17 protein-coding genes are annotated in these 23,208 nt (G+C 66.6%); 9 read left to right on the top strand and 8 right to left on the bottom strand.

Translation table 11 applies throughout. The features are described 5' to 3' along the window. Positions 1-148 precede the first annotated feature (148 nt). Both GGR43_RS07355 and GGR43_RS07350 read right to left on the bottom strand, forming a co-directional pair. Complete coding sequence (locus GGR43_RS07355; protein ID WP_188071318.1) at positions 149-1,348, bottom strand: aromatic ring-hydroxylating oxygenase subunit alpha; 1,200 nt, start codon at positions 1,346-1,348, stop codon at positions 149-151. 78 nt (positions 1,349-1,426) lie between these two features. After that, positions 1,427-2,218 (bottom strand): SDR family NAD(P)-dependent oxidoreductase, encoded by a 792-nt coding sequence (locus GGR43_RS07350; RefSeq protein ID WP_188071317.1) that lies wholly within the window; start codon positions 2,216-2,218, stop codon positions 1,427-1,429. A 115-nt stretch (positions 2,219-2,333) separates the two neighbouring features. Here GGR43_RS07350 and GGR43_RS07345 point away from each other — a divergent pair, with 115 nt between their 5' ends. Then, positions 2,334-3,938, top strand: a complete 1,605-nt coding sequence (locus tag GGR43_RS07345; protein ID WP_246343415.1) for a GMC family oxidoreductase — start codon at positions 2,334-2,336, stop codon at positions 3,936-3,938. Positions 3,939-3,954: 16 nt separating this feature from the next. Next, the gene (locus GGR43_RS07340) at positions 3,955-5,463 is read left to right on the top strand and encodes an acyl-CoA synthetase (RefSeq protein WP_188071316.1); all 1,509 of its coding nucleotides are present in this window, start codon (positions 3,955-3,957) and stop codon (positions 5,461-5,463) included. On the opposite strand, the gene GGR43_RS07335 is transcribed toward GGR43_RS07340, so the two are convergent. The 3 genes from GGR43_RS07335 to GGR43_RS07325 form a co-directional block, all read right to left on the bottom strand. Further along, positions 5,442-6,671, bottom strand: a complete 1,230-nt coding sequence (locus tag GGR43_RS07335; protein ID WP_188071315.1) for an MFS transporter — start codon at positions 6,669-6,671, stop codon at positions 5,442-5,444. The genes GGR43_RS07340 and GGR43_RS07335 overlap by 22 nt on opposite strands. A gap of 75 nt (positions 6,672-6,746) precedes the next feature. Further along, complete coding sequence (locus GGR43_RS07330; protein WP_188071314.1) at positions 6,747-9,062, bottom strand: TonB-dependent receptor; 2,316 nt, start codon at positions 9,060-9,062, stop codon at positions 6,747-6,749. A gap of 164 nt (positions 9,063-9,226) precedes the next feature. Continuing rightward, on the bottom strand, positions 9,227-10,336 hold the full coding sequence (locus GGR43_RS07325) for an amidohydrolase family protein (RefSeq protein WP_223177341.1): 1,110 nt from the start codon (positions 10,334-10,336) through the stop codon (positions 9,227-9,229). A 106-nt stretch (positions 10,337-10,442) separates the two neighbouring features. Here GGR43_RS07325 and GGR43_RS07320 point away from each other — a divergent pair, with 106 nt between their 5' ends. The 7 genes from GGR43_RS07320 to GGR43_RS07290 all read left to right on the top strand — a co-directional run bounded on the left by GGR43_RS07320 (position 10,443) and on the right by GGR43_RS07290 (position 19,141). Then, positions 10,443-11,195: a TetR/AcrR family transcriptional regulator gene (locus GGR43_RS07320; RefSeq protein ID WP_188071313.1), complete on the top strand. Its 753-nt coding sequence runs from the start codon at positions 10,443-10,445 to the stop codon at positions 11,193-11,195. A gap of 44 nt (positions 11,196-11,239) precedes the next feature. After that, positions 11,240-12,466, top strand: coding sequence for an amidohydrolase family protein (locus GGR43_RS07315; RefSeq protein WP_188071312.1), 1,227 nt, complete (start codon positions 11,240-11,242; stop codon positions 12,464-12,466). 1 nt (position 12,467) lies between these two features. Continuing rightward, entirely contained in the window at positions 12,468-14,213 is a 1,746-nt protein-coding gene (locus tag GGR43_RS07310; protein WP_188071311.1) for an N-acyl-D-amino-acid deacylase family protein, read from the top strand. A gap of 266 nt (positions 14,214-14,479) precedes the next feature. Next, positions 14,480-16,840 (top strand): TonB-dependent receptor, encoded by a 2,361-nt coding sequence (locus GGR43_RS07305; RefSeq protein WP_188071310.1) that lies wholly within the window; start codon positions 14,480-14,482, stop codon positions 16,838-16,840. A 3-nt stretch (positions 16,841-16,843) separates the two neighbouring features. Then, the gene (locus GGR43_RS07300; protein WP_188071309.1) at positions 16,844-17,839 is read left to right on the top strand and encodes a phosphotransferase family protein; all 996 of its coding nucleotides are present in this window, start codon (positions 16,844-16,846) and stop codon (positions 17,837-17,839) included. Continuing rightward, positions 17,836-18,819 (top strand): DUF7064 domain-containing protein, encoded by a 984-nt coding sequence (locus tag GGR43_RS07295; RefSeq protein WP_188071308.1) that lies wholly within the window; start codon positions 17,836-17,838, stop codon positions 18,817-18,819. The genes GGR43_RS07300 and GGR43_RS07295 overlap by 4 nt, the downstream gene beginning before the upstream one ends. A 13-nt stretch (positions 18,820-18,832) precedes the next feature. Next, entirely contained in the window at positions 18,833-19,141 is a 309-nt protein-coding gene (locus tag GGR43_RS07290; protein ID WP_188071307.1) for an EthD family reductase, read from the top strand. A gap of 9 nt (positions 19,142-19,150) precedes the next feature. Here GGR43_RS07290 and GGR43_RS07285 read toward each other — a convergent pair whose 3' ends face one another. The 3 genes from GGR43_RS07285 to GGR43_RS07275 are packed head-to-tail and all read right to left on the bottom strand — an operon-like array spanning position 19,151 to position 23,194. Then, on the bottom strand, positions 19,151-20,287 hold the full coding sequence (locus GGR43_RS07285; RefSeq protein ID WP_188071306.1) for an NADH:flavin oxidoreductase: 1,137 nt from the start codon (positions 20,285-20,287) through the stop codon (positions 19,151-19,153). Positions 20,288-20,310: 23 nt separating this feature from the next. Continuing rightward, entirely contained in the window at positions 20,311-21,741 is a 1,431-nt protein-coding gene (locus GGR43_RS07280; protein ID WP_188071305.1) for an acyl-CoA reductase, read from the bottom strand. 13 nt (positions 21,742-21,754) lie between these two features. Next, positions 21,755-23,194 carry a hypothetical protein gene (locus tag GGR43_RS07275; protein WP_188071304.1) on the bottom strand — a complete coding sequence of 480 codons (1,440 nt, stop codon included), beginning with the start codon at positions 23,192-23,194 and terminating at the stop codon, positions 21,755-21,757. Positions 23,195-23,208: the final 14 nt, after the last annotated feature.

The raw sequence follows: 23,208 nt of genomic DNA, 5'->3' as shown, positions 1-23,208 counted from the left end.
CCGCCCTTCGGGTCGACAAGCTCAGGGCGAACGGGTGTAGGAACATCCGCTCCCCGCTCCAATCTGGTTTCAAGGTCCATATTCTCGCCAAAGGAAAAAGGCCCGCCCGGCAGCTCCGGGCGAGCCCTATCCTCAACCGCCGGTCTTGTCAGGCCATGCTTTTCAGCCTGGTTTCCAGCACATCGTGGAAGTGCTGCATGCCCACTTCCATGCCGCCGATCATCAATTCCTTGACCACGCCGGTCAGCAGCCCCTGATAGGTCGCCGCCGATGCGGCGAAATCTTCGGGGAAGGCGAGGTCGTTGGTCATCATCAGCGACTTTTCCCACTTCTTCCGCAGCTTCTCGCTTTGCGGATTGACGTTGGTCAGCATGAAATTGTGCACGATCGTCTTGCCGACGCCCTTGGGCTGCATGATCAGCAGGTTGCAATAATCCTGGCTGAAGATCAGCGCGGCGTTGGGGAACAGCGTGTAGACATAGGTGACCACGCGCCGCAGATCATCGATCGATTCGACATTCTGCTCCAGCAGATCCTGGGTGAAGCCGACCCGTGCCGAGGTCTGGCGCAGATGCGATCCGAAACGGTCGACGCGGACCACGGTGTCCTCATACATCGGGCCGATGGTGCGCGCGTGCAGGCGGATGACGTGATAGCCTTCCAGGAAGGTGTCCAGGATCAGCTTCCAATTGCCTTCAATCTCATGCTTGCGCAGCGCGAACATGTGCATGTCGCCGAGGCCGAACGCATCCAGATCCAGCGCCAGCTCGTCCGGTATGTCGGAAAAATCGTCATCGGCCATATGGTTCATCTTGACCCAGATGACGCCGCCCTTCTCAATGCAGGGCAGTTCCACCAGCCCGAGCTGCGACTTGTCGAGATCGGCGAACACCTCGCGACGCGGCACGCCCACCAGCTTGCCGCTGAGGTCGTAGCTCCATGCATGATAGGGGCAGACCATCAGGCGGCCATGTTCCGGCTCGTCATTGTCCGTCACGCGGGATCCGCGATGGCGGCAGCTGTTGACCAGCGCGTGGACCTTGCCCTGCTTGTCGCGGGTCAGGATCACCGACTGGCCGAAGCCGTCGCGGCAGACGAAGGAATCCGGCCCCTCCAGATAGGCGGACGGCGCCAGCGGCAGCGGCACGTTCATGAACAGCTTCTGCTGCTCCTCATCGTACCGGGCCTGATCGACATAGAGGCTGGCGGGCAGCTTTTCGGTGAAGGACGGCCACACGGCTTCCTTGTTGTTCGGCAGGCTGCGCGCCGCCGCGAGCTGGCTCGCGCTCGGCTTGCGCGGCGGACGCTCCTCCCGGACGGCAGGTTGGGGCGGTGCGATGGTTGCCATTTTCTCGACTCCTCCTGATTGCGAATATCTTTAATATTCTAATTGAATTAGTTTTTCAAGAGGCAGTTTTCCCGCGGTTCAGGCATGGCGGGTGGAAAGGCCGCCATCGACGGGGATCACCGCTCCGGTGATGTAGGAAGCCGCGGGCAGGGCGAGGCTGAGCGTGATGTGCGCCACCTCCATCGGGTCGCCATAGCGGCGCAGCGCGGTGCGGCGGCGGGCGAAGGTCGTGCGGTCCTCCTCGCTCAGATGGTCGGTCATGCCGGTCAGGATCGGGCCGGGGCACAGGCAGTTGACGGTGATGCCGCGCCGCCCCAGCTCGACCGCGAAGGAGCGGGTGAGGCCGATCACGCCCGCCTTGGCCGCCGAATAGGCGCTGAAGCCCGCGCTTGCCCCCAGCGCCTCGGTCGAGGCGATGTTGACGATGCGCGGCGCATCCGATTCGGTGAGGAAGGGAATGGCGGCGCGGATGACCGCCTGCTGCCCGGTCAGCGTGACGGCGATGTTGCGGTCCCAGTTCGCGTCATAATCGAGGTCGTCGAACGGCACCTTGGCCGAAATGCCGGCATTGTTGACGATGACGTCCAGCCCGCCCAGCGCCCGCGCGATCTTCGGCACGGTCGCGTGGATCGAATCGCGGTCGCCCGCGTCGAGCATCCAGGCGCGCGCGTCGTGGCCTTCGTCGCGAATGCCCCGCGCGACCTCTTCCGCGCCCTCGGCATCGATGTCGGTCAGCGCGACGATCGCGCCTTCGCGCGCGAACAGCCAGGCGGTGGCGCGGCCCATGCCGCTCGCCCCGCCGGTCACCAGCACGCGCCGTCCGCGCACCGACCGGCTGAGGTCCTTCAACGGTGTCTTTCCGAAACCCATGCTCCTTCTCCCATGTTGACGATGGATGTTAATTGATCGAATAAGGAGGAAGGCGGGGCGAGCGCAAGACTCAAAGTCTGGCGGGGAAAACCGGCTTTCGGATAAAGCGGAGTGGATGATGGAAAGTTTCGATTACGTGATCGTGGGGGCGGGCACGTCCGGCTGCGTTCTGGCCAACCGCCTGTCGGCGGACCCGTCGCGCACGGTGCTGCTGATCGAGGCGGGCCCGCGCGACACCCATCCCTTCATCCACATGCCCAAGGGCATCGCCAAGATCATGGCGAACCTGCGCTTCCTCTGGCCTTATATGACGAAGCCCGACCAGTGCACCGCGAGCAATGCCGAGCCGTGGGTGCGGGGCAAGACGCTGGGCGGGTCGAGCGCGATCAACGGCATGATGTATGTGCGCGGGCAGGATGCCGATTATGACGAAATGGCGCGGATCGCCGGCGACGACTGGAGCTGGCGGCATATCGGCCAGGCGTACAGGGAGCTGGAGCATCACGAGCTGGGCGCCGCGCCGACGCGGGGCGACAAGGGCTTTCTGCGCCTTACCGTGCCCAAGCGCGACCGGCTGATCGACGCGGCGATCGCCGCCGGGGAAAGGCTGGGCCTTGCGCGCAAGATCGACGTCAATGACCCGGAGGATGTCGAACGGGTCGGCTACGCGCCGCGCACCGTCTACAAGGGCAAGCGCCAGAGCGCCGCCGTCGCCTTCCTGCGGCCGGTAATGAACCGCCCGAACCTCACCGTCGTCACCGATTTCACCATCGACCGGCTGCTGCTGGAGGGCAGGCGCGCGGTGGGTGTCACCGGCACCAGAGGCGGCGCCAGCCAGAGCTATGGCGCGAAGCGGGAGGTGCTGCTGTGCGCCGGGTCGATGGGTTCGCCCGCGATCCTCCAGCGCAGCGGCATCGGCCCGGCCGAACATCTGTGCCCGCTGGGCATAGAGGTGGTGCACGACAGCCCCAATGTCGGCCGCAACCTGCGCGAGCACCGCGCCATCGTCATGCAGTTCCGCGCCGACGATGCGGCGTCGGAGAACAGGGAATATCGCGGCTGGCGGCTGGTCCGCAACGTGCTGCGCTATTATCTGACCGGCGGTGGCGGGCGCATGGGCAATGCGACCTATGAGGCGGGCGCCTGGTTCAAGACCCGGCCCGACGCGCCCCGGCCCGACGGCCAGTTCCTGCTCGCCGCCTTCACCATGGATTATGGCGGCCCGGCGCTGGCGACGGAGAAGCATGGCGGCTTCCAGATCTGCGCCTATATGCTGCGGCCGCAATCGCTGGGCTCGGTGATGATCCGCTCGGCCGACCCCAACGAACTGCCGGAGATCATCCCCAATTATCATCAGGACCCCTATGACCGGCAGACGATGATCGACGTCGTGCGCTATGCCCGCAACTATGTGAAGCAGCCGCCGCTCAGCGACCTCGTCGGCGAGGAGACGCGGCCCGGCCCCCAATATGAGAGCGATGACGAGATCATCGCCGCCTATGACCAGATGGGCAACGGCGCCTATCACGCCACCGGCACCTGCGCAGCGGGGCGCGACGAGGCGGCGGTGTGCGACACGCGGCTGCGTGTGCGCGGCATCGACGGGCTGCGCGTGGTCGACACCTCGGTGCTGCCCTTCATCGTCGCGGGCAACACCAACGGCCCAGCCTGCGCCGTCGCCTGGCGCGCGGCGGACCTGATCATCGCCGACAACGCCTGAGCGGCGCGCCGGACGCATGCACCCCGCCCATCACGCCCGCGCCACGCCCGATCGCCCCGCCTATGTGATGGCGGAGAGCGGACGGCAGGTCAGCTATGCGGAGCTCGACCGCTGGTCCTGCCGCCTGGCGCATTTCTGGCGCGCGCAGGGGCTGGCGCCGGGCGACACCATCGCCTTCCTGCTGGAAAATCACGTCGCCTATCTGCCCCTGCTGTGGTCGGCGCAGCGGGCGGGGCTGATCTATGTCTCGATCTCGACCGGCCTGTCGGGCGGCGACGTCGCCTATATAGTGCAGGACAGCGGCGCGCGGGTGCTGGTGGCCTCGGCGCGCACGGCGGCGCTGGCCGAGGAGGCCGCAGCAGGGCGGCCCGCGCTGCGCCGCTTCACGGCCGAGGAGCTCGACGCGCTGACCGCCTCGCTGCCCGACACGCCGATCCCGGATGAGATGGCGGGGGAGGACATGCTCTATTCCTCCGGCACCACCGGGCGGCCCAAGGGCATCCGCCGTCCCTGCGTGCCCGGCACGCCGATCGACACCGGCACGCCCTTGGTCGCGCTGGTGGAGAGCCGTTTCGGCTTCGGCCCCGACACCCGCTATCTGTCGCCTGCGCCGCTCTACCATGCCGCGCCGCAGCGCTTTTCCATGGCGGTGCAGCGGCTGGGCGGCACGGTGGTCGTGATGGAAAAGTTCGACGCCGAGCGCGCGCTCGGCCTGATCGAGCGCCATCGCATCACCGCCGCCCAATGGGTGCCGACCCATTTCATCCGCATGCTGCGCCTGCCCGATGCCGTCCGTGCGGGCCATGACCTGTCCTCGCTCCAGGTCGCGATCCACGCCGCCGCGCCGTGCCCGGTGCCGGTCAAGCAGGCGATGCTCGACTGGTGGGGGCCGGTCATCCACGAATATTATGCGGGCACGGAAAATAACGGCCTCACCGCGATCGGGCCGGAGGAATGGCTGGCGCACAAGGGATCGGTCGGCCGGGCGATGGTCGGGGAATTGCGGATCGTCGATGAGCGGGGCGGGGAATTGCCGCCGCGCGCGGAGGGGCTGATCTGCTTCGCCAACGGACCCGAATTCGCCTATCACAACGATCCGGAAAAGACCGCGGCCGCCCGCACGCCGCAGGGCTGGACCACGCTGGGCGATGTCGGCTGGATGGATGAGGACGGCTATCTCTACCTCACCGACCGCAAGAATTTCACGATCATCTCCGGCGGGGTGAACATCTACCCTCAGGAGATCGAGAACTGGCTCGCCACCCATCCGAAGGTGGGAGACGTGGCGGTGATCGGCGCGCCCGACGCGGATCTGGGCGAGCGGGTGCTGGCGGTGGTCGAGCCGGTCGACTGGGTCGAGGCGGGCGACGCGCTGGCGCGCGAGCTGATCGCCTTCGCCCGTGAGGGGCTGGGGCCGATCAAGGCGCCCAGACAGGTCGATTTCCTGCCGTCGCTGCCGCGTCAGGCGACGGGGAAGCTCTACAAGAGGCTGCTGCGCGACCGCTACTGGCCCGTCGCGGGCTGAGGCGCCCTTTCCCCGCTGCCGAGGCTGCCGAAGCTGAGCCCCGCCAGCAGCAGCAGCGCCATCGCGATGAGGATCGCGGCGGTATAGCTGCCCGTGCCGTCATAGAGAACACCGAACAGCAGCGCGCCGAGGCCGAGGCAGGCCGAGGTGCACATCGCCGACGTGCCGAACAGCGCGGCGAAGTTGGTGAGGCCGAAATGCTTGGCGATGAGGAACGCCTGAAGATCGCCCTCGGCCCCCATGGCCGCGCCGAGCAGCACCACCACCAGCGCGCAGAGCGAGGGCGAGGGCGTCTCCATCAGCAGCAGGGCCGATCCCGCCGCCGCGCCCGCCATCACCAGCATGCAGATGAGCGCGGGGCGGAAGGCGTCGAGCAGCGCCCCCACCGCGATCCGCCCGACGACGACCATCAGCACGAACAGCGACATCAGCGAGGCCGCCAGCGGCACCGGAATGCCCCGGCTGACCAGCAGCGGCGACAGCTGGTTGAGGAAACCGCCCAGAGCCATGGTGGAGGCGACGACGCCGAGGATGATCTTCCAATAGGCCGGGTCGCGCATCGCCTCGCGGATCGTCGCGCCGCGCGGTGTGGCGGCGTCCTGCGCGGCGGCGCGCGCGGAGGAGCCGCGCGTCGCGAACAGGGCGCTCGGCAGGCCGAGCAGCAGCGCGAGGCCGCCCAATATCATATAGCCCGCGCGCCAGCCCTGATCGGTGATGGCCGCCGTCAGCACGGGCGCCAGCGGCATCAGCAGCACAGCATTGCCGCTCAGCAGAATGCTGAGCGCCACGCCGCGCCGCCGCCTGAACCGCGCGGCGACGAACGGACCGAAGACCACGCCGCTCGTCGCCGAGCAGAACAGCGCGATCAGCAGCATGACCGTGTAGAAAACCGGCAGATGCGCGGGCAGCAGCGACAGCGCGAGGCAGAGCAGGCCATAGCCCGCCAGCCCCACCGGCGCGACCCGGCCGACGCCGTGCCGGTCGGCCAGCATTCCGGTCAGCGGCATCATCGCCGCCGTCCCCAGCATATAGAGCGTCGCGCCGAAGGCGATGGCGCTGCGGCTCCAGCCCTCGGCGGCCTCCAGCGGCAGCACGAAATAATTGGTGGTGTAGCTGAACAGCGCCGCGCCGGTGCCCACCGCCGTGGTGGCTCCGGCCAGTGCGGGCCAATGCTCCGCAAATTCGCTCTCGCGTGTCGATAGGGTCAAAAAGCGCTCCACCTTCCTTCATGGCCGTGGCCGCGCCCGGATGACGCGGCCATGGCCCAGGTCTTCATTGTGCCGTCATCGCGCGCCGAACCGGAAGCCGAGCGTGAAGCCGTAGCTGCGCGGCATGCTGCTCACTTCCTGGAAGGTCGTGGCGAGCGGCAGGATCAGTTCGGGATGGATGTCGTTGGTGAGGTTGCGGCCCCACACACGCACGAAATAGCGATCGTCCGGCCCGGTCCAGGTCAGCGACGCGGTCAGCGTCTCATAGCTGGGCACCTTGGCGAAAATGCCGCCTGCCGCCGTGTCGAAGCCGTCATTGTAATAAAGCGAGGACGACAGCGTCAGCCGCGAGTCCCCGACCGGCATCTCATAGTCGAACCCCGCATTGGCGGTGAATTTCGGTGCGATGATGAGGTCGGAGCCGGAGGCGTCCAGCCGGTAGGTGCAGTTGCCGCCCAGCTGGGGCAGGGCGGCGATCGCCTTCGCCTGCGCCAGCGTGACCTGCGCCGCCGCGCCGCTCGGGCAGGTGGCGGCGGTGCGGGGCAGGAACAGCGCCGCGCTCTCATATTTCTTGTACTTGGAATCGAGCAGGTTGATGCCGCCCCGGATCGTCAGCCGCGACGTCGGCGCCGCGACCAGATCGATGTCGAGGCCGTAGAGCCGTGCCGCCGCCGCGTTCTCGGTCACGCTGGTCGATCCTGCGGTGACCAGCGAAACCTGTATATCCTTGTAGTCATAATAGAAGGCGGCGATGTTCAGGCGCAGCTTGCGGTCGAACAGTTCCGACTTCAGCCCGACCTCGAACGCGTCGATCACCTCCGGGTTCACGGGCACCTGCGCGTTGCTGATGATCCCGGCGTTCAGCGACCCGCTCTTGAAGCCGCGCGTATAGCTCGCATAGCCCATGATGCCGTCGGCGAAATCATGGTCGAGCGCGAGGCGCCAGGTCAGCTTCTTGAAGGTTTTCGACAGGTCGACCGTCGCGTTCTGCACCGCGCCGAAGGGACCGCCGCTGCCCGCGTCCAGTTCGACGCCGGCGCCCGGCGCGGGCGTGCCGTTGATCGCGAACTGCTCGCCCTCCACCGTCTTCTTCTCGATGCTGTAGCGCAGGCCCGCGGTGAGGCGGGTGCTCGGCGCGATGTCATAGGTGCCCTGACCGAAGATCGATCCGGTATCCGTGGTGACGATCGCGCTGCGCGCCAGCGCCACCGTGCCGGCCACGAGATCGGACGGACGGAATTCGAACGGCAGGTTCTGCTGCAACAGATAGGGCCTGGGGAATTTGTCGTATCCGTCGCGGAAGCGGAGATAATAAAGCCCCGCGATCCAGCGGAACGGCCCGTCATTCTTCTGCAACTGCAATTCCTGAGAGAATTGGCGGCCGAGCTGCCCGGTCGAAAGATGCAGTATATTGGCGGGAGAACTGTCGAGATCGAAGAAGTTATAGGCGTCCATATGGACATAGCCGGTGATCGACACGAGATCGACCGGGCCCAGATCGGCATTGACGTTGAGCGTGGCGCGCGCCGTCTTCACCGTCGAGATCGCGTCCTCCGCGCTGGTCGCCGCCTCGCGCGGGCCGGTCGGCGCCAGGAAACCCAGACCCGCGGCCGTCGAGACGGTGCCGGGCTCGGCATGGGCGGACATGAAGGTCGCGTCGTCCAGATAGCTGTAGCCGCCCGTCAGCGTCGCGGTGAACCTGTCGCTGGGCGTCCATTTCAGCTTCACCATGCCGTTGAGGCTTTCGACCGGCGCCTGATCCTTGTTGCGGTAGACGTCGCGGATATAGCCGTCCGACCATTTGCCGGAGAAGGACACCGACGCGGACAGCGTGTCGCTGATCGCGCCGGACGCATAGGCGCGGGCCGTCTTTTCGTCGAAGCGGCCATAGCCGAATTCCGCGTTGATCTCAGGCGTCGCGGTCGGGTCTTTGGTAATGATGTTGATCGCGCCGCCGGTGGCGTTGCGGCCGAACAGCGTGCCCTGCGGCCCCTTGAGCACCTCGATCCGCTCGATCGCGCCCAGGTCGAGCACATTGCCCGGCTTCGGCCCCTGATAGACGCCGTCGATATAGAGCGCGACCGACGCTTCCGATCCGCTCGCCGTCTGGTTGGTGCCGACGCCGCGGATGAAGGGCGAGAAGTTGTTCGCCGTCTGGAAGGTGACGAGGCCGGGCGAGGCGGCCTGCAATTCGGTCGTGTCGCTGATGCCGCCCGACGTCAGCGTGTCCGCCGTCAGCGCGGTGACGGAGATCGGCACGTCCTGAAGGTTTTCCGCCTTGCGCTGGGCGGTGACGATGATGTCCTGAAGCCCCTGTTCCTGCGCCGACGCCGGCATCGCAATCGCCAGTGCCGCGAGCGACGCGCCCGCATAGGTCCATGAATGTCGCATTATCCCCTCCTCGAAGAGTTATATTTTCGGCCCAGCCCCTGTGTTTCAGGTGGATGGTGGTTGGTGGTGCGACCCTTCGGCCCGGCCCGCGCGCCATCGCGGCCGGTCGGGCTTCCCGTGGCCGCCGGCGCTTCCTCCGCCGGCGTCGCCATTTTCCTTCCTGATCAGTTCAGGCCGTAAAGCCCGGCAACATTGTCATGCAGCAACCAGGTCTTTTCCTGCTGCGAAAGTCCGGCGGTCTGTTCGGCCAGCAGCGATTGCGAATGCGGATAGGTGGAATCGAGATGCGGGAAATCGCTCGCCCACATCATCCGCTGCTTGTTGAAGAAATCCTTGAGTTTCAGGGCGATGAGATCGTCCTGGAAGGTCAGATAGATGTTCTCGCGGAAATAATGGCTGGGGCTGCGCTGCAATGTCGATTTTCCGGCAGTCCACGGGTTGCGTTCCAGCGCATGGTCCATGCGGTACATATAATGCGGCACCCAGCCCGCGTCGGCCTCGGCGCACACGACCTTCAGGGTCGGGTGCCGCTCGAACACGCCGCTGAAGATCATCGTGCCGATAATGTCCTGATTGCCGCGGATGATCGACATGAACGCGTTCACCTTAGGCCCGCGCGCCTTTCCGAGGCCGTCCTTGTAGGTGAGGATGTGGAAGCTGAGCGGCAGGTCCATCTCCGCCGCCGCCGCCCAGAAATCGTCATAGATCGGGCTGTCATAGTCCTCGATCTCGGGATAGCCGGGCATCATTACGCCCTTGAGGCCCATGCGCTTGATCGTCTCCAGGTCGCGAATGCCCTGCTCCGGGCTTTCCATCGCCGTCTGGCCGAGGCCGATCAGCCGGTCGCGCGCCACCGAGCAATATTCGGCCAGCCAGTCATTATAGGCGGCGAACATCGCGGTCTTATATTCCATGTCCGGGTGGTTGCACAGGAACATGCCGAGGCTGGGATAGATCACTTCGCCATGGATGCCGTCATGGTCCTGATCCTTGAGGCGCTGCTTCGGGTCCCAGCCGCCCGCGAAGCATTCCTCCAGCTTCGCATTGGCGCGGTCGGCCAGCGCCTGCCCGCGCAGGCCCGCGCCGGAGGCGAGGGTGATCGGGAAGGGATCCGCCATGCCGTCGATCAGGATCACCTCGCCGCCCGTATCGGTGCGGTGCAGCCGGGGCGCGGTGTCGGCGAACTTCTTCGGCACCCGGCCCTGATACAGGCTGGGCGGCTCGGTAATGTGGGAATCGGCCGATATGATCGGCTTGTCGATGATCGGGGCCACGCAACTCTCCTCTGCATATTTACATGTATATTTGTTTGTATTATGCAGTCGATTAATTAGGGCGTCAAGCCGAGTCGTGCGGCGCGCCGAAAAGGAGAGCGGAAATATGGCGGAGGAGGGGCAGCATCGCCCGGCGCGGCGCCGGGGCAGGCCGCGTGGCGACGACCGGCTGTCGCGCGAGATCATCCTGAAAACCGCCGTCGATCTGGCGCTCGCCACCTCGGTCGACCGGGTCAGCGTGCGCGGCATAGCGGCGCAGCTCGGCGTCTCCGCGATGGCGATCTACAACCATGTCGCGGGCAAGGCGGAGATAGAGCGCCACCTGCTCGCCCATCTGTTCAGAACCGAGGTGCAATGGGTCGATTTCGACCGCCAGATCGAGGGACCGGACATATTGCGCACGGTGTTCCGCAACCTCTTCAACCTGACGCTCAAATATCCCGACATCTTCCTGGTGTTCACCCACCATTCGACCATGGCCGAGGTGCTGCGCTTTCAGGAGGAGATGTATGAGGGTTTCCGCCGCAGCGGCCTGCCCTATCCGCTGCACCGCGTCTGGGCGCGGATCTTCGGCAATTTCGTCAACGGCTCGGTCGCGTTGCACAATGTCGCGATGGATGCGGCATGGGACCGGATGGAAAGCGCCTATCTGCAGCTCGACCGGCGGCTCTATCCCAATCTCGCGATTGCGCGCGCCTCCACGCCCGCGACGCCGCTGGCGCTGTTCGATGCGGAACTGGAAACGATGATCCACTCGTTGCAGCTCTTCATCCGCGAACTCGATGACAAGGGGCAGAACGACAAGGGACAGGGCGCGCCGAACCTGCCGCCGGTGCGGGCGGATATCGCGAAACCATAGGAAAAACAGGAAAAAATACGGGAAACGAGGAAAGGACAGAGAGGATGGATATCGCAGCCAGCAAGGCGCGCGACGCATTCGACGCCGCGTCGGTGCATGCGTCGAGCGCCGCCGGGGATGAGGTGAAGCCGCTCGGCTATCTGCCGATTTCGGCGGATTCGCACATCACCGAGCCGCCGAACACCTATATCGACTATATCGACCCCAAATATCGCGCCATCGCCCCGCGCGTCGAGCGCAACGAGAAGGGCGGGGACGTGTTCGTCGTCGATCGCATGGACATGAAAATCCCGCTCGCGGGCACCGCCGCCGCCGGCATCGATCCCAAGGAGATCACGCTGGACGGCGCGACCTTCGAGGAGCTGCATCGCGGCGGCTGGGACGGCGAGGCGCGCATCGCCGATCAGGAGCGGGACGGCGTCGCGGGGGAAATCATCTACCCCACAGTGGGCATGCTGCTCTGCAATCACCGCGACCCGGACTATAAGGCCGCCTGCTTCACCGCCTATAACCGCTGGTTGCAGGAGTTCCAGTCCGCCGCGCCGGGCCGCCTCTACGGCATCGGCCAGACGGCGGTGCGGTCGGTCGGGGAAACGGTCGAGGACCTGCGCCGCATCCGCGAAATGGGCTTCCACGGCGTGATGATGCCCTGCGAGCCGGCGACCGAGTTCGACTATGACGACCCGCGCTTCGACCCGGTGTGGCAGGCGGCGGTAGAGCTGAAGCTGCCGCTGAGCTTCCACATCCTGACCTCCGGCAGGGATGCGGGCGCGGGCGTCGGCCATGTGGCGGGCCAGCGCGGCAAATCGAAGGCGAACATGTTCCAGGGGCTGATCCGCGCCAATCAGGACGTCATCAGCCTCTTCATCTGGGAACGCATCTTCGAGCGCTTCCCCGACCTCAAGCTCGTCTGCGTCGAGGCGGACGCGGGCTGGGCGCCGCATTTCATGTATCGCATGGACCATTTCTACAACCGCCACCGCTTCTGGGCGAAGATCGGCGAGATGAAGAAGATGCCGAGTCAGTATTTCCGCGACAATGTCTATCTGACCTTTCAGGACGACTTCATTGCCTTCCTGACGGCGGACCTGATGGGCGAGAAGCAGCTGATGTGGGCGAACGACTTCCCGCACAGCGATTCCACCTGGCCGTGGAGCCGGCAGATGCTCGCCCGCCAGACCGGCAACCTGACCGACGCGCAGCGCAAGCGCATCCTGCGCGACAATGTGGTCGAACTCTACAACCTGCCCGTAACGGAAGGAGCCGCATGACATGAGCGCCCATGACTATGACATTCTGATAAAGGGCGGCACGGTGGTCGACGGCCGGGGCGGCGCGCCCTTCGTCGCGGACGTCGGCATCCGGGGGTCGCTGATCGCGGCGGTCGGCGATCTCGACGGCACGGCGGCGGAGGTGATCGACGCCTCCGGCCGCTATGTGACGCCGGGCTTCATCGACGTCCACACCCATTATGACGGGCAGGCGACGTGGGAAAACACGCTCGCCCCGTCCAGCAACCATGGGGTGACGACGATCGTCGGCGGCAATTGCGGCGTCGGCTTCGCCCCGTGCCGGCCGGAGGATCACGACACGCTGATCACCGTGATGGAGGGGGTGGAGGACATTCCCGAAGTGGTGATGGCGAACGGCATTCCCTGGACGTGGGAGACGTTCCCCGAATATCTCGATGTGCTGTCGTCCCGCCATTATGACATCGACATCGCGATGCAGGTGCCGCATTCGCCGCTGCGCGTCTATGTAATGGGCGAGCGCGGCGCGAACCACGAAGCCTCGACCGAGATCGACCGGGCGCGGATGGCGGCGCTGGTGACGGAGGCGGTGCGCGCCGGGGCGATCGGGGTTTCCACCTCCCGCTCGCTCAACCATCGCGCCAAGAACGGCAAGCTGGCGCCCAGCGTCGAAACCGCGAAGGAAGAGGTGCTGGCGCTGGCCAAGGGGCTGGGCGACGCCAGGGCGGGCGTGTTCCAGATCATCACCGAGATGACCGAGGCGCCGGAGGACGAGATGGCGCTGATCGAGCGCATCGCGGAGACCTCGAAGCGCCCGGTTTCCTACTCGCTGGCCGAGACGATGGACCGGCCGGAAAACTGGCGGCGGATGCTGAAGGGCACCGAGGAAGCCAATGCCAGGGGCTACAAGGTGCGCGCGCAGATCTTCCCGCGCCCGATCGGCGTGATGATGGGGCTGGACCTCAGCCTCCACCCGATCATGAACCGGCCGGGCTATATCGAGATCCGCGACCTGCCGCTCGCCGAGCGGGTGGCGCGGCTGCGCGACCCGGAGGTGCGCGCGCGCATCCTGTCCGAGGAGCCGGTTCCCGACAAGCAGCCGATCATCGACATGCTGCTGGGCGCGGTCGGCAGCATGTTCGCGCTGGGCGAGGACCCGGACTATATGCCGCCGCCGCACATGCGGCTGGAGGAGCGGGCGAAGGCCGCGGGCGTCACCACGCTGGAACTGGCCTACGACCTGCTGCTGGAGCAGGACGGTCATGCGATCCTCTATCTGCCCAGCGCCAATTTTTCGTCCGGCACGCTGGATTCGGTCTATACGATGATGATCCACCCCCACACCGTGCTGGGGCTGGGCGACGGCGGCGCGCACTACGGGATGATCTGCGACGCGGGCTTTCCCACCTATGTCCTCGCCTTTTGGGCGCGGGACGTGGACGAGGCGCACCGCTTCCCGATCGAATGGGTGGTGGCGGGCCTCACCCGCCGCCCGGCCGAGACGGTGGGCCTGCTCGATCGCGGCGTGCTGGCGCCCGGCTACAAGGCGGACGTCAACGTCATCGACCTGCCGGGGGTGAAGCTCCACGCGCCGCGCGTGGCGCACGACCTGCCCGCCGGGGGGCGCCGCCTCTATCAACGCGCGGACGGCTATGACGCCACGATCGTCAGCGGCGTCGTCACCTATCGCCATGGCGAGCCGACGGGCGCGCTGCCGGGCCGCCTCGTCCGGGGCGACGGCTATGCGCCGCTCGCCAGGGCGAGCTGAGCCGGCCCTCCTCCTTCGGCCCAGGCGGAGCCGGGACCTGTCCGGACGGGCCCCGGCTTCGTCCTTTTCCGGCCCGAAAGGCACCGAAAACGACGGAAACTACGCCTGTTTTCGAAAAAGTGCATTTTCCTGCTGATGGAAACCGCATCCCCCAACGTCATTGATAGCAGACGATGCAAGCAGAGGAACGACGACGGAACGCGCCCGCGTTTCCGATCGGCCCCGCTTTGCCCGTGAAACCAGATCAGAATGGGGGAGAAAGCCTGATGAAAACCATATCCATAGTGTTCAACGCCGCGCTGCTGGGGTCGCTGCTGGCCTCGACATCCGCCTTCGCGCAGGCGCCGCAGGCGGCCGAGCAGGGGGCGGGGGCGGCGGTGCCGGGCAGCGACATCGTCGTCACCGCGCGGCGGCGAGAGGAGACGCTGATCGGCGCGCCGGTCGCGGTCAGCGTCGTGGGCGCGGCCGACCTGCAACGCCGCGCGATCGTCGGCATGGACAATCTGGTCCAGTCGGTGCCGCAGCTGCTGATTTCCGAAGTGGGCGCCAATCCGCAGGGCGGCATCGTCCTCATCCGCGGCATCGGCGTGGGCGAGGCCAATCCCTTTGCCGATCAGGCGGTGTCGTTCAACGTCGACGGGTTGCAGGTCTCCCGCGCCAATATCCGCCGCGTGGCGGAGGTCGACATGGCGCAGGTCGAGGTGCTGAAGGGCCCGCAGGCGCTCTATTTCGGCAAGAACAGCCCGGCGGGCATCATCGTCATCCGCACCAACGACCCCGGCGACCGTTTCGAGGCGGGGATCAACGCCAGCTATGAGTTCGTCGGCGACGAAGGCAGGCTGGACGGCTTCGTCTCGACCCCGATCACCGACAGCCTGGGCGTGCGCCTCGCGCTGTTCGGATCGCATATGCAGGGCTATTTCCGCAACAGCTACCCGCAGAACAATATCTACGCGCCCGACCGCATCCGCCTGCCGCACAACAAGGATTGGGGCGGGCGGCTGACGCTGAAGTTCGACAATGGCGGGCCGTTCGACGCGAAGCTGAAGATCAGCCGCAGTTCCGTCCGCACCGAGGGCGGCGAGGCGGCGGTGCAGACGATCGCCTGTCCGCTGGGCTTCAGCCAGCTGGCCCCCGCGCTCGACAACTGCCGCGTCGACAAATATGTGTTCCGCCCGGATTCCGGACCCAATTTCGGTGCCTTCGATCCGGTCATCACCGACCGGCCCTATGCCGATCAGGACCAGACGCTCGTCAGCCTGGAAATGAACTATGCGCTGACCGACCAGCTGACGCTGACCTCCGCGACCGGCTATTACGGCATCCGCGCGTCCCACTCCTCGTCCTTCGTGCTGGCCGACCCGGATCATGCCGCGCGGATCACGGGCGGCTATCAGAAGCTGAATACCGACGAATATTCGCAGGAATTGCGGCTCGCCTCCGACTTCGAGGGCGCGTTCAACTTCATGATCGGCGCCTATTATCAGGATACGAAGCTCTATCATGTCGGCTCCACCATGTATAACGGCGCCGCGCCGCTGGTGCTGGGCCAGCATGAGACGCATATCCAGAACGGCAAGGCATGGTCGGTGTTCGGGCAGCTGAGCGTCGAGATCGTGCCCACGCTGGAGCTGTCGGGCGGCGGCCGCTATTCGGACGAGAAGAAGCGCATCGACAATTTCGGGTCCGCAGGCGATTTCATCCCGACCATCCGCCCGCACCGCAAATGGCACGATTTCTCGCCCGAAGCGACGCTGACCTGGCGGCCGACCGACAAGTTCACCCTTTATGGCGGCTACAAGCACGGCTTTCTGTCGGGCGGCTTCAACGCGGGCACCGGCAATCCGCGCAACGACCGCTCCTACGACCAGCAGAAGATCGAGGGCTTCGAGGTCGGCGTGAAGGCGCTGGCGCTCGACAACCGGCTGCGCACCGGCCTCGTCCTCTACGACTATACCTCGACCGGACTGCAAGTGACCGCGACCATCCCGCGCGAGAACGGCACCGGGTCCGATCAGGTCGTCGTCAATGCGGGCAAGGCGCGGATCAGGGGCGCCGAGTTCGAGGCGACCTTCGCCGCGAGCGAGGTGCTGACGCTGCGCACCGGCCTTGCCTACAACCATGCGCGGTACAAGCAGTTCAGCGGCCCCTGCTACCCCGGCCAGTCGATCGCGATGGGCTGCGACCAGCAGCAGCTTGTCGCGGGCGGACCGTTCACGGCGCAGAACCTGTCGGGGCAGCGGCTGTTCCGCGCGCCCGACTGGAGCCTGCAAGGCGGCTTCACCGCCTCCATGCCGTTCGATGCCGACCGGCGGCTGTCGCTGTCGTCCGACCTCAGCTATTCCAGCGGCTATTACGGGCAGGCGACCAACAAGCCGGACAGTTGGCAGAAGGGCTATGCGCTGCTCGACGCCAACCTCACCTATTTCGACGATGCGCGCGGTTTCTCGATCGGCGTGGTGGGGCGGAACCTGACCAACGAATATTATTATTTCCGCTCGCTCGATCAGGTGTTCACCGGCAGCGGCACCGGCACGGCGACGACCACGCCGTCCGATACGATGGCGCTCATCAATCGCGGGCGGCAGGTGATGCTGCGCGTCGGCTACAGGCTGGGCGGCCGGTAACGCATGGCGGAGGCGCGCGGAGAGGACGGGACGGCCTTTGCCGGGCGGCTGGAGGCGCTGCTGGGTGGGACCGTGCGCGATCTTCGCCGCGCCTCCGGCGGCACCTCCCGCCTGTTCTGGACCTTCGATCTGGAGCGCGGCGGCCAGCGCCTGCCGCTCGTCGCGCTTCAGGATGCAGGGCGCGGGCCGTTTTTCGGCACACGCTTCGATCTGATGCGAGAAGCGCGGACGCTGGCGGCGCTGCACCGGGCGGGCGTGCCGGTCCCGGCCGTGCATCATTGCGACGCGGCGGAAAGCTTCACCATCCTCGACCGCCTGCCCGGCCGCGCCGAGTTCGCCTTCGCCGACGACGCGGAGCGCCTGTCGGTCATCGCCGATTTCGGCCGGGCGCTGGCCCGCCTGCACGCGCTCGACGCGCGGACGCTGGATCTGCCGGTCGCCGCGCCGCAAAGCCGGACCGGGGCGACGCTCGCCGACATCGCCGACCATGAGGACGCCTATCTGCGCCTGTGCGTCCGCCACGCGCTGGTGGACGAGGCTTTCGCCTGGGCGAAGGCGCATGTGCCACGCGACGAACTCGCGCCCGCGATGGTGCAGGGCGATGCCGGTCCCACCAATTTCATGCATGCAGGCGGACGCCTTACCGGCTTCATCGACTGGGAACTGGCCCATGCCGGGGACCCGCATGACGACCTCGCCTGGGTCTGGTTCCGCGTGTCGATGCTGGGCTTCGATCGCGATGTCGCCGACTGGTTCGACGCCTATCGCGAGGCGTCCGGCCTCGTCATCGATGCGGCGAAGCTGCGCTATTTCATCGTGCTGGTGACATTGCGCTGCACCGTCGCCAATCTGGTGCGGCAGGCGAACGAGCCGGGCAGCTCCGACGAGCGCGCCGCCCGTACCCGCGCGATGCTGGAGGCCGCGCTGGCGGACGCGCGCGGGGAGGGGCCGCGCCGCCTGCCGCCGCTGGGGTTGAGCGAGGAGGAGCAAGCGCGATGAACGAGGGGGAGATGGCGATCATCCCGGCCGCCGGTTTCGACACGCCGCCGACGCCCGCCGACAACGGCAACCATCCACCAGTCGACGACAAATGGTGGCAGGAAAGCGCTCTCTTCACCTTCGCCAGCGCGCCTGATCGCTTCGGCTGCTGGATCCGCTTCGGCGCGCATGTCAATCAGGGCGTCGCCAATCTCTACAGCTGGACGATGATCGGCGAAGAATTCGCCGACCGGCGCATGGCGGTGGACCAGCCGCTGCCGCCCGGCGACCTGCTGGACGGCGCGATCGCGGGCGCGACCGTCACGACGATCGAACCGCTGATGCGCTATGCGCTGACGCTCGACACCGACGATCTCCAGCTGCGGCTGGAATGGCGCAATTTCCGCCACCCGCTGGCGATGGGCTATAATGTCGGCGGCGCGACGATCGCCAAGGGCCATTACAACGCGATGGGCCGCGCGACCGGCACCGCCGTCTGGCGCGGGCGCGAATATCCTGTCGATGCAGTGGGATTCAGCGACCATAGCTGGGGCGTTCGCCGCGCGCACCTGCCCGCGTCGCGCTCGCTCTTCTGCGTGTTCGACGAGGATTTCACGATCACCGCCATTCCCATCTCCACCGGCCCGGCCCGCTCGATGGTCGGCTATGTCTGGCGCGACGGCGTGCTAGGCAGGCTGCAAAGCGAATCGAAAATGGGCTACAGCTTCCGCGACGACTGGATCACCCCGGCGGGCTGCGAGGCGGAACTGATCGACGACAAGGGCCGCGTCTTCCGCCTTTCCGGCTGGACCTTCGGCCCGTCGAGCACCTGGCCGATGGGCCATGGCAAGCTCGTCACCCATGCCTCGGCGGGGTTCCGCTGCGACGGGCGCGAGGGCAGCGGCATCCTCGAATCCTCGCAATATAAGGGATTGCCGCCATCCGTCGCGGCGCTGGGCCTCGACCCCGCAAGCTGGTGGATCAACGAAGAACAGGATTGAACAGGAGTCTTTCATGCTGACCATGCGCAACACCTATCCCCATGTCGAGGGCGGCCGCTTCGACGAGGAGTATTTCGTCAGCCGCCATGTGCCGCTGGCGCAGGAGATACTCGCGCCCGAAGCGGTCGGCGTGCGGGTGCTCAAGCCCGTGCCGCTGCCCGGTCAGGCACTGGCGGCGCGGATGATCGTGGAGTTCGATTTCCCCTCGCGCGAGGCGATGGGCCGCGCGGTCGCCAGCCCGCGCATGGCCGAGCTGGCCGCCGACGTCGCCAATTACACCGACGCGCGCGGCACGGTGACGCTGCTGGAGGGCGAAGGCTAGCCGCTCTTCTCACGACAGCGTGCCGAGCGCTTCCGGCGTGTAGGGGATCAGCGCGTCGATCTCGCCCCGCTCGATCTTGCGCGCCCATGCCGGATCGACCAGCAGCGCCCGGCCGACCGCCGCCAGATCGAAATCGCCGCGCTCCATCATCCCGGCCAGCTCATCGAGATGGCCCGGCCGCGACGCCTGCGGGCTCAGCATGGTGGAGAGGAAATCCACCTCCAGCCCGATCGAGCCGACGGCGATCGAGGGACGCCCGGTTATCGCCTTCGCCCAACCGGCGAGGTTCATCGGCGATCCTTCGAATTCCGGCTCCCAGAACCGGCGCTGGGAGCAATGGAACAGGTCCACCCCGGCGTCCACGAGCGGCAGCAGCAGCTCCTCCAGCATCGCGGGCGTGGTGGCGAGCCGCGCGCGATAATCATGCTGCTTCCATTGCGATATGCGCAGCACCAGCGGGAAACCGGGTCCGGTCGCCTGCTTGATCGCGCGGATCACCTCCGCCGCGAAGCGGGCGCGGTTCGCGAGCGGGCCGCCATAGCCGTCCTCGCGTCTGTTGGTTTCGTCCCAGAAGAACTGGTCGAAGATATAGCCGTGCGCGCCGTGCAGCTCCACGCCGTCGAAGCCCAGCCGCTGCGCGGCCAGCGCGCTTTCGACGAAGCCCGCCGCCACCGCCTCCATATCGGCCCCGGTCATGGGCCGGCCATCGGGATAGGGCCTGATGCCGAGGCCGCCGGCGAGGCCCGACGGCCCCACCTGATGGGGCGTCAGCGTACCGCGCGCCTCCCCCTCCTTCGGCTGCGCGACGAGGCCGACATGCCAGAGCTGCGGCATGATCGCGCCGCCCGCCTCATGCACGCCGTCGACCACCGCCTTCCACCCGGCGAGCGCCGCCTCGCCGTGGAAATTGGGGATGCGGTCGCTGTCGCCCGCGCCCGGATGGGCCACGAACGTGCCTTCGGTGATGATGAGGCCGACGCCGTTTTCCGCGCGGCGGCGGTAATAGGCCGCGACATCGGGTCCCGGCACATTGTCCGGCGACATCCAGCGCGTCATCGGCGCCATGACCACGCGGTTGGCGAGGTGCAGCGCGCCATGATCGAACGGACGGAACAGCATGCGGCGCAGCGCGTCGAGGTCGGTCATGGAAAGCTCCCGCCCGCGCCCGGTCAGGCGCGGATTTCGTTGATGATCCACTTGCCCATGCGGCGCACCGGCTCGATGCCGTCCTGCGCGGAGGCCAGCGTCGCCTCCACCGCATGGCCCAGCGTGACGAAGCGCTGCGCGCCGTAGAGCGGCAGCACGTCCAGCAGTTCCGCCTTCAGGCTTTCGGGATAGACGCCGACCGTCTGGGTATAGGCATCGACCGCCGCCGTCACCTCGCCGATATCGTCGATCGGCACCAGGTTCGCGGTGCGGTCGCCCAGCCGCGTCGCGAAATCGACCGGGTCGGGCATGTGCGACACGATGATCGCGCCTTCCTCGTCCGTGCCGCCGATCACGCTGTACCAGTCGTCGCTGAGGCGCAGCGCGTCGACCTCGCCCTTCAGTTCCCGGTCGTAGCGCTTGGGGCGGGTGCTGACCGCCTCGGGCAGATCCAGCATCGCGCGATAGGTCGCCTCGCCGAAGCGCTTGAGCCGCTCCACCCCTTCCTCGTCGGTGCCGCTCTGCACATAGACGACGCGCGCGTTGACGCAGCCTACCTGGTTCATCGCGCCGATATCGGTGGCGAGCCGCCGGGCGGCGTCGGCCATCGCCGCCTCGCTCGCGAACGCCGCGCCGCCGATGATGCTGGCGCTGCGCTTGGGGTCGAGCGACACCAGTTCCAGCCCCGGCTGGATATAGCGCGTCACATGCTTGACCGAGGCATAGCCGCCCCAGGCCATGATCTTCTCGACATTATGGGGCTGGTAGAGCCGTTCCTCGAACGCCTCGTCGCCGCCGCGCCAATAGGCGACGGCGAGGTGGCGGGTGATCGGATGGCCGGGATCGAGGTCGATCATCGTCCGCGCGATCGCCGGGGCGGTGAACGGGTCGTTGGACGGCGTCTTGATGATCGCGTCGCTGCGCAGGATCGCGTTGCGGATGATGGTGAGGGCGGAGATCATCGGGCTGTTTCCGGCGATGATGTGCAGCGTGCGCGCGCCGAAGCAGCGCACGCCGAGGCGCAGGCCGTCCAGCTCCTCCTCCACCCAGCCTTCCAGATAGCGGATGCCGACCGTCTTTTCCGCCATTTCCCGCACATGCCCGCGCGCGAACATGGCGGGAAGCGCCGCATAGGAGGCATCGACGATCGGCGGCGTGGTCGGCGCGGTCAGGTAGGACAGGCGGCAGGCTTCGCGCAGATGGGCGTTGGTCGCCATGTCGAGCCGCGCGCCCAGCGCCTCCAGATAGTCGAGTATATCCTCGAAGGAGAGAGAATAGAGATCGGCCAGCCGCCCCGGATCGCCCAGCGGCAGCAGGTCGGCGAAGCGATGCGCGTCGGGCGTGCGAAAGACGAGGTCGCCGCCGCGCCCGCCGACCTCGACCAGATGATCGGTGACGATCCGGCCGCGCAGGATCATCGGGGCGACGGGCATTGTCTCCGTGGGCGTCTCCATGGTCGGCATATCCTTATTCGAAGCTGTTGAGGAAGCTCATCGCATCCTTGTGCGCGCCCTCGGTCGCCGCGCAGCTGATCTTGTCGTCGCCGCCGCGCTTGACGCTGAGGCGCTGGATGCCGTCCTCCGCCCACACCGTCTTCGCGCCGCAGCCGCAGGGCTCGTCCCAGTGGATCGTATATTCGTCGCCGGTGATGAACCCGCCCCAGCGCGTTTCCGCGCCCAGGTCGAAAAAGGCGGCGCGGCCGGTCGTCACGCCCTCGCGGGGAAGGACCTCGCTGGTGTCGGGATCGAGCACGAAGGGCACGACCCACGGCACGAAATGATAATGGCCGTTGGCGCATTTATTGTGCAGGCCCAGCACCTCCGACATGCCGTAGCACATCTTGATCCGGTCGACGCCGACGAAATCGCAGACCTGCTCCTTCCAGTCGTCGGGCATCACCATGCCGTCCTTGACGTCGCCGCCGGTGCCGATGACGGACGCGGGCGAGAAGACATGCTTCAGCCCCTTTTCATGGCCGATCTTCGTGACGTTGTAGAGCAGGTTCTGCGCGCCCCAGAAGAAGATGCGCTTGCCCTTCAGCGTTTCGGCCAGCTCGGTGAAGAAGGCCATCAGATGCTCCGGCATCGCCGCCTGTATCTCCTCCAGCTCCGCCTTGCGGGCGAGCAGCGCGGGCGAGATCTTGAGGCGGTCGAGCTGCCCCTTTGCCTGCGCCGCGCGGATCTTCGCGCCCATATAGAGCAGGTCGGAGCTCATGCGGCCGGGATAGGCGGTGTGCAGCCGCTCTTCCGAGCCGCAGATGTGATTCACATAGATTTCGCACATGCGCACATGGCCCGCGCCGCCATGGCGGAAATAGGGATAGATGGCGTGGAATTCCCCGCCATTTTCCACCGCGGCCGGATCATCGCCGAAATTCTGGAGGAAGGTCACGCGCAACGCGCGGCCGAACTTGTCCCATTCCCGCTTCGACACCGGCAGGAAGGACATGGTGCCGGACGTGCCCGACGAATGCATGATCATCAGCGGGCTTTCCCGGTCCATCGTCTCCATCCAGTCGTCGATGGAGCGGCACTGCGAGACATCTATGCCGGTAAGGTCGATGCTGGTCAGCTTGGACAGGAACAGGTTGATGTCCCTGAACCGCCCGTTTTCCAGCAGGGAAGGGGGGTAGCTCTTGTACATCGTATGTTCGAACAGCAGCGGCACGACGGCATTGAGGTCGCCGATATCGTCCATGCCCTGATTGTCGGCGAGCTTGCCCAGCATCGCCACCTTGCCGCGCAGGGTGGCGAGGCGGTGGCGGATGCCCTCCAGCTGCAAGGCCTCCAGCGGCTCCCGCTCGATCGACATCATCGCGGTATAATCATGGCCGAAGAAGGCGGCGGGGTCGTCGCACAGGGCCATGGCCCTGCTTGCGGGATCGCTCTTCGCCTCGATATCCGGCATGGCTCGTCTCCTTC

This window comes from Sphingobium jiangsuense (assembly GCF_014196495.1).
GTDB classification, from domain to species: Bacteria; Pseudomonadota; Alphaproteobacteria; order Sphingomonadales; family Sphingomonadaceae; genus Sphingobium; species Sphingobium jiangsuense.
The sequence above is the reverse complement of the archived record's forward strand: the minus strand, read 5'-3'. Positions and strand labels throughout refer to the sequence as shown.

What these genes read in the sequence shown, in the direction of transcription:
- GGR43_RS07300 (WP_188071309.1), top strand. Translation starts at nt 16,844, where the DNA reads ATGGCGGAGGCGCGCGGAGAGGACGGGACGGCCTTTGCCGGGCGGCTG.
- GGR43_RS07305 (WP_188071310.1), top strand. Translation starts at nt 14,480, where the DNA reads ATGAAAACCATATCCATAGTGTTCAACGCCGCGCTGCTGGGGTCGCTG.
- GGR43_RS07320 (WP_188071313.1), top strand. Translation starts at nt 10,443, where the DNA reads ATGGCGGAGGAGGGGCAGCATCGCCCGGCGCGGCGCCGGGGCAGGCCG.
- GGR43_RS07340 (WP_188071316.1), top strand. Translation starts at nt 3,955, where the DNA reads ATGCACCCCGCCCATCACGCCCGCGCCACGCCCGATCGCCCCGCCTAT.
- GGR43_RS07345 (WP_246343415.1), top strand. Translation starts at nt 2,334, where the DNA reads ATGATGGAAAGTTTCGATTACGTGATCGTGGGGGCGGGCACGTCCGGC.
- GGR43_RS07350 (WP_188071317.1), bottom strand. Translation starts at nt 2,218, where the DNA reads ATGGGTTTCGGAAAGACACCGTTGAAGGACCTCAGCCGGTCGGTGCGC.
- GGR43_RS07310 (WP_188071311.1), top strand. Translation starts at nt 12,468, where the DNA reads ATGAGCGCCCATGACTATGACATTCTGATAAAGGGCGGCACGGTGGTC.
- GGR43_RS07295 (WP_188071308.1), top strand. Translation starts at nt 17,836, where the DNA reads ATGAACGAGGGGGAGATGGCGATCATCCCGGCCGCCGGTTTCGACACG.
- GGR43_RS07280 (WP_188071305.1), bottom strand. Translation starts at nt 21,741, where the DNA reads ATGGAGACGCCCACGGAGACAATGCCCGTCGCCCCGATGATCCTGCGC.
- GGR43_RS07290 (WP_188071307.1), top strand. Translation starts at nt 18,833, where the DNA reads ATGCTGACCATGCGCAACACCTATCCCCATGTCGAGGGCGGCCGCTTC.
- GGR43_RS07355 (WP_188071318.1), bottom strand. Translation starts at nt 1,348, where the DNA reads ATGGCAACCATCGCACCGCCCCAACCTGCCGTCCGGGAGGAGCGTCCG.
- GGR43_RS07285 (WP_188071306.1), bottom strand. Translation starts at nt 20,287, where the DNA reads ATGACCGACCTCGACGCGCTGCGCCGCATGCTGTTCCGTCCGTTCGAT.
- GGR43_RS07315 (WP_188071312.1), top strand. Translation starts at nt 11,240, where the DNA reads ATGGATATCGCAGCCAGCAAGGCGCGCGACGCATTCGACGCCGCGTCG.
- GGR43_RS07330 (WP_188071314.1), bottom strand. Translation starts at nt 9,062, where the DNA reads ATGCGACATTCATGGACCTATGCGGGCGCGTCGCTCGCGGCACTGGCG.
- GGR43_RS07275 (WP_188071304.1), bottom strand. Translation starts at nt 23,194, where the DNA reads ATGCCGGATATCGAGGCGAAGAGCGATCCCGCAAGCAGGGCCATGGCC.